Genomic DNA, 16808 nt, shown 5'->3' with positions numbered 1-16808 from the left:
CCCAGCTTCGGACATCAGAACTTGAAGCTCGCCGCGACGCCATAGCTGCGCGGCGGGGCATAAGCGGCGGCGGTGGCGAATGTCGTCACCGAGGTGCCCATTGAATAAAGCTCGTTGGTCAAATTCTTGCCGAACACCGAAAGACGGAAGTTTTTCCCGTCCGGCGACCAGCCGAGTTGAGCGTTGACGAGCGAATAGCTCGCCTCTCTGTAGCGGTTGTCGAACGTCCACGAGAAGCCCGAGTTGTAATAATAGTCGGCGCTGAAATCGACCTTGCCCGATCCGACCGCCGTTTCGTAACGCACGCCCGCCGTTGCGGTCCATTTCGGCGTGCGAACCAGCGGATTGCCGGTCGCGTCGCCGACGGAGGTGGTGTTGCCCGCGCCGGGGACCGGTGTGAAGAACGGGGCGCTGGTGAAATCCTTGTATTTCGAATGCGTGTAGGCACCGGCCAGACGGAGCTTCAGCCCCTCGGCGACCCGCACTGAGAGGTCGGCGTCGACGCCGTAGATTTCGGCGCTTGCCGCGTTCAGCAGCGTCTGCAGGCCCGCTGGCGTGCGAGTTGTGACCTGCAACTCTTTGTAGTCGTAATAATAACCAGCGAGGGTGAAGCTGGTGGGGCCGCTGGAGAGCTTGTAGCCGACTTCATAAGAGTTCAGCGTTTCCGGCTTCACCGCAGGCGCGTTGAAGGTGGCGGCGGGAAACAGGCCGCTCTTGAACCCCTTAGAATAGGTCGCATAGACATTTGATGCAGGGTTGATCGCATAGATCAGCGATAGGCGTGGCGTCCAAGCATCAGCGTTGAGCGACTGGAAGGTGCTTTGTACCGCGCCGGTCGAGCGGCGGGACAGGAACGTGCGCTCCTCCGTACTGTAGCGAATGCCGGCGGTGAGCTTCAGCGCGTCGGTCAGTGCATAGGTGCCTTCGCCGAACAGCGCATAGGCATTGACCTGAAGGCGCGCATTGTTGAGCAGCGTGGTCACGTTTGAATAGGTCGGGTTCTCGACCGTGTCACCGTAATAGAATGCACCGGCGATCCACTGGAACCGGCCGGGCTTCGAATTGGAAACCGTCACTTCCTGCGTGAAATAATTGTCGCGGATTGTCGTGTCGATCCGGCTGATCGGATTGGCGACGCGATCTTGATCGGTCAGCGAGTAGTTTTTGGTCTGTCGGTAAGCTGAGAGCGATTTGACGGTAAACGCATCGAAATCGTGGGATATCTCGAGGCTGACGCCGCCGCCTTCGGTAATGGCATAGGGGTCGAACGACAGCGCTAGTTCGCGCGGGTTCGTCGGCACCAGTGCTCCCGGCGTGGACGAAGTGGCGATCGGGCGGATCGCGACCGCTGTCTCGTCACGAATGCGGCCATAGTCGCCGATCAGCATAACGCTGGTGGCGTCGTCGGGCTTGAACAGCAGCTTGGCGCGGACGCTCTTGTCTTCGTAGGTGGCCAGCTTTGTGTTGCGCAGCACGTCGCGCGCGTAACCGTCGTTCTTGTGATAATTGGCAGCGACATCGAAGCTCAGCGATTCCGTGATCGGGCCGCTGATGAAGCCGCCAATACGGTAATCGTTGAAATTGCCGTAGCTGGTGGTGAGGCTGCCGGTGAAATAGTTCTGCGGCCGCGACGTGGTCACCAGAATGGCGCCGCCCGTCGCGTTGCGGCCGAACAGCGTCCCCTGCGGCCCCTTCAGAACCTGGATCGAATCGATGTTCGCCAGATCGAACACGGCGAAATACTGGCCGGCGACATAAACGCCGTCGATATACAGTGCGACCGGCGATTCCGAGTTGCCGCCCACCACGGTGTTGCCCACCCCGCGCACGGTTGCCTGAGCGGCGGCACCTGTCGTGTTGATGTTTACACCTGGCGCGAGCAACGCGAGTTCGCGGGAGCCGGTCACGCCGCTTTGCGCCAGTTGGTCGCCGGTAACGGCCGTGACGCTGATCGGCACGTCCTTGAGCTTTTCCTCGCGGCGCTGCGCGGTGACGATGATCTCGCCGTCATTGCTTGCGGCGGGGCTGTCCGCCACCGTGCCGTCCTGTTCTGCGGGTCGAGCATTCTGGGCATGCGCCGCGCCCGGCATCATCACCGCGAACGCGAGAGCCGTGCTGGCCAGCAGACGCCTGTGCGCCGAAAATTGCATGTTCTTCCCCTCCCTGCAGGGCCCATTCGGGCCTGTCATTAGTATGTGGCACTATATTTGGCGCCAGTTTGGTTGAATATCCCGGTCTGTAACGCAGCGATGATCCCCATTTGAGGTTATCGGGGGGCGCTTCTGCCTTTTTTCCGGCCGAGCCACCGACGCGCGCATTCTCCCGCCCGCGCAAGCGCGTGGTCGGCGCGATCGAGCAAGCCGGCTTGGCTGCAAAAGCCATGCATCATATCGGCAAAGTCGTCGAGCTTGACGGGTACACCGGCCTGCTTGAGACGTTCGCAGAATGAGACGCCTTCGTCGTGCAGCGGATCCCACCCGCCGACCGCGACATAGGTGGGGGGCAAATGATCGACGCGCGGTGCGCGAAGCGGCGAGGCGAGCGGGTTCATCCGGTCGGCCGATGATCGGGCATATTGGTCCCAGAACCACCGCATGTCCGCAGTGGAGATAATTCGGCCGGCATCACCGAGCGCACGATAGGAGGTCGTCTCGAAATCATGGTCGAGTACCGGGTAGAGCAGGATCTGGCCCGCGATGGTGGCATCGCCGCAGTCCGCGAGCATCAGCGCCGCCGCCGCAGCCAGATTGCCCCCAGCGCTGTCGCCGGCGACGACGACGCTGGCCGGGCCGTTCGCCAACGCTCTCACTGCCGCCGCGATATCCTCCAGCGCGCCGGGAAAGCGCGTTTCCGGCGCCAGCCGATAATCCACCGATATCACCGGGCATTGCGCGGCGACCGCAAGCCAGCTGCACAGCGGATCGAACAGTTCCGGCGCGCCGAACACCCAGCCGCCGCCATGCGCATAGACGATGGCGCCGTCCGCAGTCGTCTCGATCGGCGTGTAGCGGCGGCAGGTGATCGGCGCGACCGCACCGGGCACGGCGATCGTCTCGATCCGGGCGATTCCCGGATGCGGACGCGGCGCCACCGCGCGGAGCCGCGCGGAAACGTCGGCCCGGGCCTCCTGTGGTGTGGAGAGATGATAGGGCGTCTGGCCAGAGGCCGCGATCGCCTCCAGCGTGGCTACCGCGATCGGATGCAATTCCATCTCAGGCGTCGCCGCGATCGTCGAAGATGCGTGAGGCTTCATCGGTATCCAGATCTTCGGCATGGCGGATGCCGAGCGCCTCCCTCGCCTCGATCGGTGTGAGGTGTAACACATCCTCGAACCGCGCCATGAAGATCGGTGTTGATTCAAGGCCGATGCGGATACCGCGCTGCACGATGTCCAGCACGGTCAGGTAAATCTCCGGATAGTGCAGCCCTGCGCGAACGGGAAAGCGATAGCCGCCCAGCACGTAGAATTTGGTCAACTCCCCCGCCAGCGCCGGCGACAGGTGGCGATGCACATTCGCCAGGCGCACGAAATAAGGCAGCAGTTCGCCCAACGTGTTGAAGCCGCCGCCGGTGACGAGATGTTCGAAATCGTGGATCTGCCCCATGCGAAAGCGGATGAACTCATAGGGCGTTCGCGGTTGGAGTGTGCCCCGTCCCAGATTGACCTGAAAGCCGCGATTGACGAGGCAGTCATGGTAGATGCCGCCGATCGTTCCGGGCCGATATTCCGCGAAATACTCCACGCTGTGCGGGCCGATATAGGCTTCGTCGATCCACGCGCGGAACACGGGATTGCGTTCACGTTCATTGGCGATCAGGCGTTCGATCTCGTCGGTATCGGTAAGCTGCGCCAGCGCGGAGATCAGCCCGTCGGCCGTATCCCCTTCGTTACCTCGGTCGGGTCCGTTGCGGCGCAGGAAATGGGTGGCGATCCAGTCGCGCAGGCCTGCGTGATTGAGATATTTGGACGTGCTGGTGAGCACACTGCTCCCCGTCTGAACGGGTTTCACCCGCTGCATCAGATAGTCGAGGTTATCCATGGTCTAGACCTCCGCGAGGGCCGGTGCCTTCATGCAGCAGCGCCGCCAGTTCCGCCGGCACCGCGATCGGAAAATCGAGCAATTGCTGGCCGTTCCCCTTGCCGGGAGAATCGAAGCGAATATTCGCGGCGAGGCCGCCGCCCATGGTTCCGCGAATGACGAAATTGAGCGCGGAAAGGCCGGGCGCATATTGGCGTTCGACCGGGTGGTGCGCGCCTTCAACCAGATGGGCATAACGTTCCGCGATCGCCTCCGGCGGCAGCGCTGCCGTGAGATAGGGCAGGAAGCGCGGCTTGCGCGCGATCACCGCGAGGTTGAACAGATCCCCCTTGTCGCCGCTGCGGACCCAGGCAAGTGCGACGAGCGGGACGCTCGCTGCAAGAATTTCGCCGGGCGCCGGCAGGGGCGGGGCCTCGCGTGCGATGGCGGTGGAATCGAAGCCGCCGTCCGCCGGGACGGCAACCGCGACCGTCTTTCCGTCGATCGAGACGGTGGGGGACAGCATCTTTTTATCCACCAGCGCGCTGCGAAGATGCTGCACCTTGATGACCTGCTGCGTTAGCGGCATCGTCGCTCCCGCGACAACCATCAGCGATGCGGCTGCCTCGGCAAGGAACAAGTCCACCGCTTCGCGTTGGTTATGTTCCACGGCGAAACGCGCGACGACCTCGCGCGATCGCGGATTGTTCATGCCATAGGCAGCGTCGGCGCCGATCACTTCGATCGCGGTCCGTGACCAGCCGCTCCAGTTGCGCTGGCGCAGCATCTCGCCGGTGCGTTGCAATAGCGCATTGCCCAGCATCCGTGCGCGCTCGCCGGCGTCGGGGCCGATGATCGGAATTGCATAAACGCCGCGCCAACCTGCCTCATAGGTCAGGCATGCCTTGTATGTCGTCGGGCGGGAACGGCCGCGCGCGCCTGTTACTTCAACACGGTTCGGCGCTTCCTGGCGCAACCCGACCGCGCGGAAATCGCACGCGACATCGGGCACGAGATAGGCCGCGACATCCTCCACCTCATAAAGCAATTGCTCGGCGACCGATCCGATCGACACCACGCCGCCGGTGCCGGGCGGTTTGGTGATGACCGCGCTTCCATCGGGCCGGCATTCCGCGATGGGATAGCCGATGTTGGCCCAGTCGGGCACCTCGCGCCAGTCGGTGAAAGTACCGCCGGTCACCTGGGTGCTGCATTCGATCAGGTGGCCGACCAGCGTTCCTGCGGCGAGAAGATCGAAATCGTCCGTGCCCCAGCCGAATTCGTGGATCAGCGCGCCCAGCGTCGTCGCGCTATCGACGATGCGGCCGGTGATGACAATGTCTGCCCCGCGCCCCAGCGCGGCGGCGATCGGCAGCGCGCCCAGATAGGCGGTGAGCGCGAGGACGGGTTCAGCTTCGGCCAGCCCGTCCGCGAGCGTGCCACGACCGAACATCTCCGCACTGCCAGCGAGCGCGGGGAGCAGCGGGGTCATGTCTGCGCCATCGACCACCGCGATCCGCACCGGCACTCCCAGTTGGTCCGCCTTGCGCTGAAGCGCCTGTGCGCAGCCGCGCGGATTAACGCCGCCAGCGTTGGCGATCAACCGGATGCCGCGTTCGCGGATGTGGCGCAGCTGTGGTCCCACCAGTCGGTCGACGAACGCGCCGACATAGCCCGTCTGCGGGTCATCAAGTTTCTGGCGGGCGAGGCGGCCCACCACGGATTCCGCTAGCAAATCGAACACCATGTAATCGAGCTGGACGTCGTCGCGCAGGAACTGCAGCACGCCCATGCCGCTGTCGTTGATCGCGGCGGTTGCCCCACCGATGCGGACGACCCGCTCCATCTCCGCTCCTCTCCGCCCGTCTTTCTGATGGCTTGACAACATGGCAGTTCGCCGCGTCGGTGGGTGGGCGCAACCCCCGTACGGTGGTTGCTGTCAAGGGCGATGGCCATAAGTCTGGGATGACCAAGCGACGCCAGAGCGCGGGGCGGGAGAGTGGAATGCTGATGGGAAGTGGTGCCGATGATCTGAAGGGGACGTCGACGGTGAAGCCCGGCGCGTGGAAAGCGTTGATCCTGTTGACCGCGATGATGACATTCAATCAGATTGATCGCCGTGTCGCGTCACTGGTGATCGAGCCGCTGAAGCACGAATTCATGCTGAGCGATGCGCAATTGGGCATGCTGACCGGCCTCGCGTTCGGCCTGATCTATGCGGTGACATCCATTCCGCTCGGGTTGGTGGCCGATCGCGTCAACCGCAGCCGGATGCTGGCGATCGTCGTTGCGGTGTGGAGCGCGATGACGGCGATGGCCGGTATCGCTTTCACATATGGGCATCTGCTGTTGACCCGCGTCGGTGTCGGGGCAGCGGAATCCGGCGCTTCGCCGACCGCCACCTCGATTATCACTGATCTCTTTCCGCGTGATCGGCGCGCCTCGGCGGTGGCGATCTACCAGACGGGTATCCCGCTTGGATCGCTGCTCTGCTTCATCGCCGGCGCGTGGATCGTCACCCATTATGGCTGGCGTGCGGCTTTCATGGCGGCGGGGCTGCCCGGCGTTCCGCTCGCTCTGCTGATCTGGCTATTTCTGCGGGAGCCAGTTCGAGGCGCTTTCGATCAGAAGGCGCCCGCCTATGACGCGCCATGGAACAAGCGGCTGGCCGATGCCTTTCGCTTCATCGGGCGGGATACCCGGGTGCTATTGCTCATGATCGGCGCGGCGTTGTTGTCCGCCGCGAATACGGGTGTGACGGGCTGGTTCGTGCCGTTCCTGATGCGCGAACATATGATGTCGATTCAGGGGGCGGGCATGGTGATCGCCTTCGCCTCCGGGATTTGCGGGGGCATCGGCCTGATCTTCACCGGCACGTTGGCCGACCGGCTGGCGAAGGGCGAGCCCAACAGGATGCTGATCCTGTGTGGCTCGATCGCGTTGCTGACGATGCTGTTCGCCGCCGGCGCGCTGATGGCCCCGAGCATTGCACTGACCGTCCTCGCGATCTCCGGCTACAGCCTGTTTTGCTATTCCTTTCTCGGCATCAGTTACGGCGCGCTCCTTAATCTCACGCCGGCCAGTATCCGCGGCACGGTGATCGCGGTAGAAATGGTGATGGCGAATCTGTTCGGCTATGGCGGCGGCCCCTTCGTCGTGGGACTGCTCAGCGACACTTATGGTGGCCCGCATTCGCTCAAATCGGCGATGCTCACGCTCAATCTGTTCTATCTGGCCGGTGCGGTCTGCTTCATCGCGGCCGGGCGTCTCCGGAAGACGGCATGAGCGCAGCCGGCCGCTTGGCGGGCCGCGTCGCGATCGTCACCGGTGCCAGCCGTGGGGTCGGCCCAGTGCTGGCGTTACGGTTCGCGCGTGAAGGCGCGAAAGTGGCGCTGGTGGCGCGGAGCGCGGAGGGAGTGGAGCAAGCCGCGCATACGATCGGCGCGGATGCGATCGCGATCGTCGCGGATTTGACGCGTGAGGAAGACGTTGTATCCGCTGTCGCCCGCACGGCTGAAGTTTTTGGGCGGATTGATATTCTCGTCAACAATGCCGCCGCGCCGGGAGAGGACCGCTTTATCTGGGAGCAAACGCTCCAGAACTGGAACGCGACGATCGCGATTGATCTTACCGCGGCAATGCTATGCACTCGCGAGGTGCTGAACCGCTCGATGCTCGCGTAGCGTGGAGGCGCGATCATCAACCTGTCGTCGACCGCCGGTTATGCCGGGTTGCCGCGCAAGAGCCACTATGCGACCGCGAAGGCTGCGCTACGCACCTTCACCAAGAGTGTCGCGATCGAGGTGGGGAAATACGGCATCCGCTGCAATTGCATCGTGCCTGGGCGTATTGACACACAATTGTATCGCGATTGGATCGCTCGGCTCGCCGCCGAGCGGGGGATGGATGCCGGCGCGGTGGGCGCCGCGGAACTGGAGCGGCTGCCGCTGGAGACATTATCGACGCCGGACGATATAGCCGCGCTCGCCTTGTTTCTCGCGAGCGACGAAAGCCGGACAATCACTGGCCAGTCAATCAATTGCGACAGCGGCGCGGTGATGCCTGGTTAGAACCTAGGATCGGTCCGCGTGCTCCAGCAGCGCCTGTGCTTCGGCGGAGCCGTCCAGCACGCGATTTACCCGCTCCACGATCCGCCAGCCTTGTTCCGTGCGCGCCAATATCCAGTGGTTGATAGATGCCCGTAGCAGCTTGAATTCATTGCCGGCATTCAACGCCAGCACCGAATAGCCGACCGCCTCCGCCCGATCGCCGTGGAGGCTGATCTGCGCGGGCGCGGTCATGTGCATCGAGCCGCGTTGGATCAGGCTTTGATGACGTTCGCCATGATAGATCTCGACCAACGCTGTCCGCCCCTCGGCTCTGGAGACGCCACCGGGATCATAGGCGCCGTCATCGGTCCACAGCGCGGCGGCCCGTTGGCCCAGTCCGGCGTCGGCCAGCGGGCCGTAGCTGGCCAGCAGACGCTGGATGGCGAGTTCGTCCTCGATCAGGGCCAGCCGGCGTTCTAGGGGGGCAAGAAGGTCGTCCATGGTTCAGGCAAGCCTTTGCAGATTGGTGCGATCGAAGGGGAGGAACGGGCGGCCATCGCGCAGACGGGCGATCCATTCCGAATCGTTGAGGAGCGCCCGGCCGACCGCAACCAGATCGAATTCGTCGGCCTCCAGCCGCTTGGCGACGCGATCGAGATTGTCGCCGGCCTCCATCGGCCGCTCGACACCCAGCGGATCGCGCGGCGCATGCATGCCGATCCCACCAACGGTCATGGCCGCCACACCGGTTAGCCGTTTGGCCCAGCCAGCGAGGTTCAGCGGTGATCCGGGGAAGGCGGGCTGTTCGAAATGCCGTTGACTAGCGTCGAACAGATCGACCCCCGCATCGGCCAGTGGGCCGAGCAGGGCAGCCAGTTCGTCCGGCATGTCGGCCAGCCGCGCGAGATAATCCTGCATCTTGAATTGGGAAAAGCGGAACAGGATCGGCCGATCTGGTCCGATCTCCTCGCGCACCGCGCGGACGACGGCAGCGCCGAAGGCCGCTCTGCGCGCCATGTCTCCACCCCAGCGATCGTCGCGCCGGTTCGTTTCGTGCCACAGAAAGCTATCGATCAGATATCCGTGCGCGCCGTGAATCGCGACGCCGTCGAACCCGGCGGCGACGGCGGCGCGTGCGGACCGCGCGTAGGACAGAATGATGTCGCCGATCTCACTGTCACTCGCCGGACGGGTTTCGGCGAGCATCCGTGCGACATAATCCGGATCGAGCGAAACTGTGCCGTTCGCCCGACCCCATATGCCGGACGGGCGAACGCCGGCGATCGCGGGATTATCGCTCACGAGCGGATCGCGTACGGGCCCCTGATGCCAGAGCTGCGGGACGATCAGTCCTCCGGCGGCGTGCACTTTCGTCACCACGTTGCGCCAACCCGCCAGCGCGGCCTCGCCATGCAATTGCGGTGTTTCGGGATAGTCGACGGCCGCCTGATGATCGGTCGCTACCCCTTCGGTAACGATCAGGGCTACGCCGGCCTGCGCGCGCCGCGCATAATAATCGGCGACATCATTGCTGGGGACGCGACCGGGGCTGAAGCGCCGCGTCATCGGCGACATCACCACGCGATTTGGCAACGTGAGATTGCGTAGCCGGAACGGTGTGAACAACGCCGCTGCGTTGCGCCGTATCGACGTGCTCACGCGAGCCAGCCGCCGTCTACGGCCAGCAGCGCCCCGGTGACGAACGAGCCTGCGTCGCTGGCGAGCATCAGCGCCGGGCCGATGATCTCCGCCGGATCGGCGACGCGCTTTTGCAACGTGCCAGCAGCGCTCTTTTCCATCAGCGCATCTCCGCCGGACGTGACCATCCGCGTCGCCATCGGGCCGGGCGCGATCGCATTCACACGGATGCGATCCGTCGCGAACGCGGTGGCTAGCGAGCGCGTGATTTGCCAGAGGGCTGCCTTGGAGGAACTGTAGCCGATCTGCGACGAAGTGCCAAAAAACGCCCCGACCGTGAGAATGTTGATGATCGCTGCGCCGCCAGCCTGCGCGGCCGGGGAAGCGGCGAGCAGCGGACGCAGTTTCTGCGCTAGGAACAGCGGCCCGCGCGTGTTCACGGCATAGCTCTTTTCAAACAGTTCCGGCGTTGCCTCGTCGACGCCGTAGGGCAAAGCGGCGCCCGCATTGTTCACCAATATATCGAGTTGCCCGCATTGCGCCTGGATTCCCGCGACCAGCGCCTCCACCGCGCCCATGTCGCCGACATGCGCGGTGATGGCGCGTGCGTCGCCGCCGATGGCGCGGATCGCCTCCGCGGCGGCTTCGCAATCATGGGCCTTGCGGCTGGAGACGATCACGCGCGCTCCCGCCGCCGCGAAGCCGCGCGCCATTTCGAAACCCAGCCCGCGCGATGATCCCGTGACCAACGCTACCCGACCGCGCAGATCGAACATTGCCTTCAGATCGGGTAATGTCGTCGTCATGCCTGCTCCCTCATTTCGCGCAGGAACGTCCCGCGGTCGATCTTCATCGTCGGCGTGCGCGGCAGCGGCGTCGGGCGAACCGTGATGTCGCGCGGAACCTTGTATCCCGCCAGTTTCGCGCGCGCGTAACCGCGCAGTTCCTCGGTATCTATCGGGGCTCCGCCGCGCGGGACCACGGTGGCCGCGATCCGTTCTCCCAGCCGTTCGTCCGGACGGCCGTAGGCGATTACCTCTGCCACCAACGGATGGCTGCCGAGCACCCTCTCCACCTCCGCGCAATAGACGTTCTCGCCACCAGAAATTATCATGTTCTTGCGCCGATCGGCGAGATAGAGCCTGCCCTCGCTATCCATCCACCCGTTGTCGCCGGTGCGCAGCCAGCCATCGACGATCGTCTTCGTCGTCGCGGTGGCGTCACCGATATAACCGCGCATCATCCCAGTGCCGCGCATGCAGATTTCGCCGTGTTCGCCGATCGCAGCGTCCGCGCCATCGTCGCGCCGGATGCGAACTTCAACCGTGGGGAGGACATAGCCGGCGGATTCCGGATGCTCGATATAATCCCGTCCGCAGATGGTCGAGACCCACGCGGCGGATTCGGTTTGCCCGTAGGTGTTCGAAACCATCACCGTGGGCACCACCTGGCGCACGCGCTCGACCAACTTGAGATCGAGCGCCGCCGCGCCGTTGGCGAGCACCATCAGCGTGCCGAGATTGTCCGGTCCGACGCGGGGCGAGGCCAGCATGTCCGACAGCATCGTTGGCACGAAGCCGAGCCGGGCCAGCGGCTCGCGCTCCATCAGTTCCAGCGCGACCTCCGCGTTCCACTTCGTGAAAACGAACAACGGCGCGCCGAAAAATGCTCCGCGCAGGAACGGCATGATGCCGGAGAAATGGAACACCGGCCCGGCGATGATCGTCGCGGATTCGGCGGAGCCGCGCCCAGGAGGAATCTTCCGGCCGAACTCCATCTGGTAGCGTTGATCCTGGATCGCGCCGGCAAGCCCCGCGACGCCGACGGCATGTGTCATCGCCGCGTCATCGAGGCGCACGGCTTTGGGGCGGCCTGTTGTGCCGGAGGTGAACAGGACGATCGCGGCGTTGTCCGAAGCGCGATCAACCGGATCGAACGATATCTCAGACGCTTGGGCGAGGATGGCTGCGAGATCGCGGTCCTTCTCGCCGCGCACGCGATCCGGCGCGCCCGACACGATCATCCGCCACCCTTGCGATGCCTGCTCGGTTTGCAACGCCGCTGCGCGGAGGCCATCCGCGATGACGAGCCTCGCCCCCACCTGACCGATGGCGTGAATCATCTCGTCCGGTGCGCAGCGCGTGTTGACCATCGCCGCCGTCGCGCCGACCGCATGAACCGCGATGAAGCAGGCCATCCACTCGACACCGGACAGCATCGCCATCGCGACATAATCTCCGCGCTTCACGCCGAACTCATCGGTCAGCGCACGAGCCACGCGCGCGGCGAACGCGAAGACGTCGTCATAGCTGTAGGCGACCTGCTCGGTCTGGAGCATTCGCCGCGCGCCATGGCGCTGCGCTGCGCGATAGAGATCGCTCAGATTATGAGGAATGTTGCGGAACACTTCCCCGTTCGTGCCGCGGACCGTTTCAAACGGCGCGCCCGGCGCGGTGAGGGCGAGCGCGACAGGATCTATACATCGGTGAATCATATGTCCTCCCCCATCGCCTTCGCGCGGTTCCGGTCGCCAAACAAGCAATCCGCGTCGTTCGAGGCGACCGCCATTTGGTGACACGCTTCAACCGCGCAACCCGTTAAGGGAGGTGAAACGGGTAGAGGAATAGAATGATGCCGATGCCGCATGGGCTGCGCGTGATAGATACGCATGTGAACATTCCGTGGAGCCAGCACGATGCCGCGCGATACGGCGCGTTCCGGGGGCTTCAGCGAGATCGCGAAAGCCTCGACAGTTTCAAGATGCCCGCGCAATATATGTTCCGGGGCATTCCTGATCTGGGCGACGACACCAGTACCTATGTCGCGCGGGTGCTGGAGGCGATGGACCGACATGACGTTGCCGTTGCGCTGATCCCGGTGGGAGACGCCGCCGCCTATCCCGAAATTATCCGCGATCACTCGGATCGCTTTGTCTTTCAGGCGGCGGTGGACCCGAACAAGGGGATGGACGAAATTCGCCGTATCCGCGCGCTGCATGCCGAATATCGCTTAAGCGGCCTGAGCTATTTCGCCGCCGGTTCGATGCCGCAGGTGGCGATCAACGGGAAGGAGATGTATCCCTTCTATGCGCTGGCGTGTGAACTGGAACTGCCCTTCTTCCTCAACGTCGGCGTGCCGGGACCGCGCATCCCGCTCGCGACGCAGAAGGTGGAATTGCTTGACGAAATTTGCTGGTTCTTCCCGGAGTTGACAGTGGTGATGCGCCACGGGGCGGAGCCGTGGGAAGATATGGCGGTCAAGCTGATGCTGAAATATCCAAATCTCTATTATTCAACCAGTGCATTCGCGCCGCGTCACTACCCAAAGGCGATTGTCGACTATGCGAACACGCGGGGAGCGGGCAAAATAATCTATGCTGGATATTTCGCGGCTGGCCTGTCTCTTGATCGGATCTTCAGTGAACTGAAAGATGTGCCGTTTAAGGACGAGGTGTGGCCGAAATTCCTGCGCGAGAATGCGGCGAAGGTGCTGAAGATTCCTCTTTGATCCCGCGCGGCGAAGGGCCGGGTCGGCCGCCCTTCGTTCTGCCCTAATCCGCGGGGAAATAACGGCTGATCGTGTCGATCACACATGCCGGACGCTCGGAGCCGTCCAGTTCAACCGTCACGCGGATCGTGGCTTGAACTGCGCCCTTGACCTCTTCCGCCGCGATGATCTCGCCACGCCCCCGCAGACAGCGGCCGGCGGGGACGGGAGCGAGGAAGCGAAGCTTCTCCGCGCCGACATTCACCCCCATCGCGATGCCCTGAACGTCGATCATCTCGGGCAGGAAATGATTGACGAGGCTTATCGTCAGATAGCCGTGTGCGATCGTACCCCCGAACGGGCCGGCCTTGGCGCGCTCGATATCGACGTGGATCCACTGATGGTCGCCGGTCGCGCGCGCGAACAGGTCGATCATCTCCTGCGTCACCGTCAGCCATGTGGTCGGGCCGAGCGTGGTGCCTTCCTGCCCGATCAGGTCGCGCGGATGCTGATAGACGCGCGTGCTCATGCTCGCTGGCTCGATACCGACACGATCTCGCCGGTCATGTAGGACGATAGATCGGAAGCGAGGAACAGGATCACGTTGGCGACTTCCCAGGGCTCGGCGAACCGCCCCATCGCCTCGCGCGCGGTGAGTTCCTCCAGCAAACCGGACGGGGTAACCTTGCCCAGCGCGGCATGCATCGCGAGGCTCGGCGCGACGGCGTTGATGCGCACCCCATGCTCCGCCGCTTCCATTGCCGCGCAGCGGGTGAAGGCCATCACCCCGGCCTTGGCGGCGGCGTAATGCGCCTGAAGTTTCTGCGCGCGCCAGCCGAGTACGGAGGCGTTGTTGACGATAGCGCCGCGCTGCCGCGCATACATGTGTGGCAGCATCGAGCGGGTCATGCGGAACACGCTGGTCAGGCTGACGTCGAGCACGCTGGACCATTGCTGGTCAGTCATCTCAACGATTGGTGCAGCACCGCCCAGCCCGGCATTGTTGACGAGCACGTCGATATGGCCGAGCTGCTCGACAGCGGTCGTGACGGTCGCCTGAACCTGCGCCTTGTTGGTCACGTCGCATACCATCACGAACGGGCGGTCGTGGCCGGCGTCGGCGATCGCGTCGGCGGTTTCGTTCAGGCGGCGTTCGTGCGTGTCGGAGAGAAACAGCCGCGCGCCCTCCTCGGCGGCGCGGCGGGCGGTGGCGCCGCCGATGCCACTGCCGGCGGCGGCGGTAATCAGCATAGTCCGGCCGGTCAACATGCCGGCAGGCGTGGGATAGGCGGGGGCGGTCATCGTGTCGTTCAGCCTCTCAGGTTGCCGCGCGGCTCGCGGGGCAGGCCGAGCGCGCGCTCGGCGATCAGGTTGCGCTGGATCTGGTTCGAGCCCCCGTAGATCGTGTCCGCGCGGGACCCGAGGAACAGTTCGGTCAGCAGCGGCATGGTATAATCACTGTGCGGCAGCGCGGGCGCGACTTCGCCGGCCTGGCCCAGTACGTCCATCGCAAGTTCGCCGAGCGAGCGTCGCCAGTTCGCCCACTGGATCTTGTAGGTGACTGCCGCACCGGTGCCCGCGCCATTTTCCTGCGTCAGCATCCGGAGCGCGCCGACGCGCATCAGCCTGAGACCGATCTCGGCCTGCGCCAGCCGCTGCCGGATCAGCGGATCGCGCGCCGCGCCATTGGCGCGCGCGGCGTCGACCACCGCCTCGAGTTCGTTGCGGAACGCCATCTGCTGCCCGAGCGTCGATACCCCGCGCTCGAACCCGAGCAGCGCCATCGCCACGTGCCAGCCGTCGCCCGGCGCGCCGAGAATATTGTCGGCGGCGGTGCGCGCGCCGTCGAAAAATAGTTCGTTGAACTCGCAATCGCCGGTGATCTGGCGGATCGGGCGGCGTTCGATGCCCGGCTGATCGAGCGGAACGAGCAGGAAGGTCAGTCCCTTCGGGCCGACGCTGCCCGGTTCCGAGCGCGTGAGGACGAACGCCCAGTCGCAGAATTGGGCGAGGCTGGTCCACACCTTCTGGCCGTCAATGATCCATTCGTCGTCATCGAGGCGCGACCGGGTGCGCACCGCCCCCAGATCGGAACCCGCGCCTGGCTCCGAATAACCCTGGCACCATATGGCGGAGCCGGCGGCGATCGGCGGCAGAAAGCGATGCTTTTGTGCAGCCGTACCATAAGCGAGGACGGTCGGCCCGAGCAGTTCGACGCCAATGTGGTTGAGGCGCGGAGGGCCACCGGCGGCGGCATATTCCTCGGCGAAGATCACCCGTTCGGCCATGGCGGCATCGCGGCCGCCGAATTCATCGGGCCAGCCGATCACGCTCCAGCGCGCTTCGCCCAGTCGTTGCTCCCATTCCAACCGGCGCTCGGGCGCGGAACTGCGGTTATTCAACCCACGCAGATCGGCAAACTCACCGGACATCTGATCGCGAAGCCAGTCGGCCGCCTCAGCCCGGAAGGCGATTTCGCTGTCAGTGTAGATCAGGCGCATGCGACGTCCAGCGACATGGCCCGCGCGATCTGCTCGCGATGCCACGCGGGAGCGCCCAACAGCGACATGTCGGCGCGCGCGCGTTTGAAAAACAGATGCACGTCATGCTCCCAGGTGAAGCCGATTCCGCCGTGGAGCTGGATCGCGTGGCCAGCGCATTCGGTATAGGTGTCGCAGGCAAAGCTCTTGGCGGCGTGAGCGGCGAAACGCGCGTCGGCGCTGTCCGCGTCGATCTCACCGGCTGCCCAATAGACGGCCGAGCGCGCCTGCTCGATCGCTATGAGCATGTCGGCGAGCCGGTGTTTGATTACCTGGAAGCTGCCGATCGTGCGGCCGAATTGCGTGCGTTCGCGGACATAGGCGACGGTGCGGTCGAGCGTCGCTTGGGCGCCGCCCAGCGCGTCGGCTGCGAGGGCTGTCCAGCCGATCGGTTCGATCGCGCGCCAGTCGAGCGCGGGAAGGGGAACCGCCTCCGCTCCTGTCAGGGTCAGTGCAGCGAGCGGACGGGTCTGGTCCAACGATGTCCGTGCCGCGAGGCTGACCTCCGGTGCGTCGGTGGGAACGAGGAATACGGCTCCGCCGACCGGGACAATGATGGCGTCCGCGATCGTGCCATGCGGAACGAAGGCGGCATGGCCGCTCAGGTACCGGCCATCATGCATGAAATCGCCGTCGGCGAAGGTGACGATCGCGCTGCCGTCGGCGAGGCGTGGCAGCCATGCGGCGCGCAGCGCATCGTTTCCACCAAGGAGAATTGCGCGGGTGGCAAGAACGGCGCTGGCAAGCCACGGAACGGCGGCGACATGCGCGCCGAGCGCCTCGCTGACGATCGCTGTCTCCACCGCGCCGAGCGCCGAGCCGCCATGGTCTTCCGGTATAGCGATCCCGGTCAATCCCAGTTCGCTGGCCATCGCTCCCCACAGCAACCGGTCGAAGCCGGAGCCGTCCGCCATGGCGGCGCGCGTGCGTTCGCTGGTGACGGTGTCGGCGAGGAATGCCGTCACCGCATCACGGATCGCGAGTTGATCGTCCGAAAAGGCGAAGCGCACCCCCTCAGCTTCCCCACACTTTGCGTGGCGCGATGCGGGCCGCGAGTAGTTCGGTCACCGCGGCGC

The 16808-nt window shown here is 64.5% G+C and carries 14 protein-coding genes and 1 pseudogene; 3 read left to right on the top strand and 12 right to left on the bottom strand.

Going from position 1 to position 16808, the window contains the following annotated elements:
- Positions 1-14 precede the first annotated feature (14 nt).
- From Q0316_RS07490 to Q0316_RS07475, 4 genes are all read right to left on the bottom strand, one after another.
- Positions 15-2150: a TonB-dependent receptor gene (locus Q0316_RS07490; RefSeq protein ID WP_298670968.1), complete on the bottom strand. Its 2136-nt coding sequence runs from the start codon at positions 2148-2150 to the stop codon at positions 15-17.
- 116 nt (positions 2151-2266) lie between these two features.
- The gene (locus Q0316_RS07485) at positions 2267-3211 is read right to left on the bottom strand and encodes an alpha/beta hydrolase (protein ID WP_298670966.1); all 945 of its coding nucleotides are present in this window, start codon (positions 3209-3211) and stop codon (positions 2267-2269) included.
- Position 3212: 1 nt separating this feature from the next.
- Positions 3213-4040, bottom strand: a complete 828-nt coding sequence (locus tag Q0316_RS07480) for a Coq4 family protein (RefSeq protein ID WP_298670964.1) — start codon at positions 4038-4040, stop codon at positions 3213-3215.
- Complete coding sequence (locus Q0316_RS07475) at positions 4033-5865, bottom strand: acyclic terpene utilization AtuA family protein (protein WP_298670962.1); 1833 nt, start codon at positions 5863-5865, stop codon at positions 4033-4035. Before Q0316_RS07475 ends, Q0316_RS07480 begins: the two co-directional genes overlap by 8 nt.
- Positions 5866-5984: 119 nt before the next feature.
- On the opposite strand from Q0316_RS07475, the gene Q0316_RS07470 reads away from it, so the two are divergent.
- Both Q0316_RS07470 and Q0316_RS07465 read left to right on the top strand, forming a co-directional pair.
- Positions 5985-7304: an MFS transporter gene (locus Q0316_RS07470; protein WP_298670960.1), complete on the top strand. Its 1320-nt coding sequence runs from the start codon at positions 5985-5987 to the stop codon at positions 7302-7304.
- Positions 7301-8089: pseudogene (locus Q0316_RS07465) on the top strand (SDR family NAD(P)-dependent oxidoreductase). Before Q0316_RS07470 ends, Q0316_RS07465 begins: the two are co-directional and overlap by 4 nt.
- Before the next feature lie 3 nt (positions 8090-8092).
- On the opposite strand, the gene Q0316_RS07460 reads toward Q0316_RS07465, so the two are convergent.
- From Q0316_RS07460 to Q0316_RS07445, 4 genes are read right to left on the bottom strand one after another with little or no spacing between them, the layout of a single operon-like run.
- On the bottom strand, positions 8093-8569 hold the full coding sequence (locus tag Q0316_RS07460) for a nuclear transport factor 2 family protein (RefSeq protein ID WP_298670958.1): 477 nt from the start codon (positions 8567-8569) through the stop codon (positions 8093-8095).
- A 3-nt stretch (positions 8570-8572) separates the two neighbouring features.
- Positions 8573-9727: an NADH:flavin oxidoreductase gene (locus tag Q0316_RS07455; protein WP_298670957.1), complete on the bottom strand. Its 1155-nt coding sequence runs from the start codon at positions 9725-9727 to the stop codon at positions 8573-8575.
- Positions 9724-10512, bottom strand: coding sequence for an SDR family oxidoreductase (locus Q0316_RS07450; protein ID WP_298670955.1), 789 nt, complete (start codon positions 10510-10512; stop codon positions 9724-9726). The genes Q0316_RS07455 and Q0316_RS07450 overlap by 4 nt, the downstream gene beginning before the upstream one ends.
- The gene (locus Q0316_RS07445; RefSeq protein WP_298670954.1) at positions 10509-12200 is read right to left on the bottom strand and encodes a class I adenylate-forming enzyme family protein; all 1692 of its coding nucleotides are present in this window, start codon (positions 12198-12200) and stop codon (positions 10509-10511) included. The genes Q0316_RS07450 and Q0316_RS07445 overlap by 4 nt, the downstream gene beginning before the upstream one ends.
- A gap of 134 nt (positions 12201-12334) precedes the next feature.
- Between Q0316_RS07445 and Q0316_RS07440 the strand changes: the two genes are divergently transcribed.
- On the top strand, positions 12335-13213 hold the full coding sequence (locus Q0316_RS07440) for an amidohydrolase family protein (protein WP_367179657.1): 879 nt from the start codon (positions 12335-12337) through the stop codon (positions 13211-13213).
- Positions 13214-13256: 43 nt separating this feature from the next.
- On the opposite strand, the gene Q0316_RS07435 is transcribed toward Q0316_RS07440, so the two are convergent.
- Genes Q0316_RS07435 through Q0316_RS07420 form a run of 4 tightly spaced genes read right to left on the bottom strand, consistent with a single transcriptional unit; the run spans position 13257 to position 16742 of the window.
- On the bottom strand, positions 13257-13721 hold the full coding sequence (locus Q0316_RS07435; protein WP_298670952.1) for a MaoC family dehydratase: 465 nt from the start codon (positions 13719-13721) through the stop codon (positions 13257-13259).
- Positions 13718-14494 (bottom strand): SDR family oxidoreductase, encoded by a 777-nt coding sequence (locus Q0316_RS07430; protein WP_298670950.1) that lies wholly within the window; start codon positions 14492-14494, stop codon positions 13718-13720. The genes Q0316_RS07435 and Q0316_RS07430 overlap by 4 nt, the downstream gene beginning before the upstream one ends.
- A gap of 8 nt (positions 14495-14502) precedes the next feature.
- Positions 14503-15693 (bottom strand): acyl-CoA dehydrogenase family protein, encoded by a 1191-nt coding sequence (locus Q0316_RS07425; RefSeq protein ID WP_298670948.1) that lies wholly within the window; start codon positions 15691-15693, stop codon positions 14503-14505.
- Positions 15684-16742, bottom strand: a complete 1059-nt coding sequence (locus tag Q0316_RS07420; protein WP_298670946.1) for an acyl-CoA dehydrogenase family protein — start codon at positions 16740-16742, stop codon at positions 15684-15686. Before Q0316_RS07420 ends, Q0316_RS07425 begins: the two co-directional genes overlap by 10 nt.
- Between the last annotated feature and the right edge of the window lie 66 nt (positions 16743-16808).

Source organism: uncultured Sphingomonas sp. (assembly GCF_937871615.1).
In the GTDB taxonomy this organism is placed as follows: Bacteria; Pseudomonadota; Alphaproteobacteria; order Sphingomonadales; family Sphingomonadaceae; genus Sphingomonas.
The sequence above is the reverse complement of the archived record's forward strand: the minus strand, read 5'-3'. Positions and strand labels throughout refer to the sequence as shown.

What these genes read in the sequence shown, in the direction of transcription:
- Q0316_RS07490 (WP_298670968.1), bottom strand. Translation starts at nt 2,150, where the DNA reads ATGCAATTTTCGGCGCACAGGCGTCTGCTGGCCAGCACGGCTCTCGCG.
- Q0316_RS07485 (WP_298670966.1), bottom strand. Translation starts at nt 3,211, where the DNA reads ATGGAATTGCATCCGATCGCGGTAGCCACGCTGGAGGCGATCGCGGCC.
- Q0316_RS07480 (WP_298670964.1), bottom strand. Translation starts at nt 4,040, where the DNA reads ATGGATAACCTCGACTATCTGATGCAGCGGGTGAAACCCGTTCAGACG.
- Q0316_RS07475 (WP_298670962.1), bottom strand. Translation starts at nt 5,865, where the DNA reads ATGGAGCGGGTCGTCCGCATCGGTGGGGCAACCGCCGCGATCAACGAC.
- Q0316_RS07470 (WP_298670960.1), top strand. Translation starts at nt 5,985, where the DNA reads ATGACCAAGCGACGCCAGAGCGCGGGGCGGGAGAGTGGAATGCTGATG.
- Q0316_RS07460 (WP_298670958.1), bottom strand. Translation starts at nt 8,569, where the DNA reads ATGGACGACCTTCTTGCCCCCCTAGAACGCCGGCTGGCCCTGATCGAG.
- Q0316_RS07450 (WP_298670955.1), bottom strand. Translation starts at nt 10,512, where the DNA reads ATGACGACGACATTACCCGATCTGAAGGCAATGTTCGATCTGCGCGGT.
- Q0316_RS07445 (WP_298670954.1), bottom strand. Translation starts at nt 12,200, where the DNA reads ATGATTCACCGATGTATAGATCCTGTCGCGCTCGCCCTCACCGCGCCG.
- Q0316_RS07440 (WP_367179657.1), top strand. Translation starts at nt 12,335, where the DNA reads ATGATGCCGATGCCGCATGGGCTGCGCGTGATAGATACGCATGTGAAC.
- Q0316_RS07435 (WP_298670952.1), bottom strand. Translation starts at nt 13,721, where the DNA reads ATGAGCACGCGCGTCTATCAGCATCCGCGCGACCTGATCGGGCAGGAA.
- Q0316_RS07430 (WP_298670950.1), bottom strand. Translation starts at nt 14,494, where the DNA reads ATGACCGCCCCCGCCTATCCCACGCCTGCCGGCATGTTGACCGGCCGG.
- Q0316_RS07425 (WP_298670948.1), bottom strand. Translation starts at nt 15,693, where the DNA reads ATGCGCCTGATCTACACTGACAGCGAAATCGCCTTCCGGGCTGAGGCG.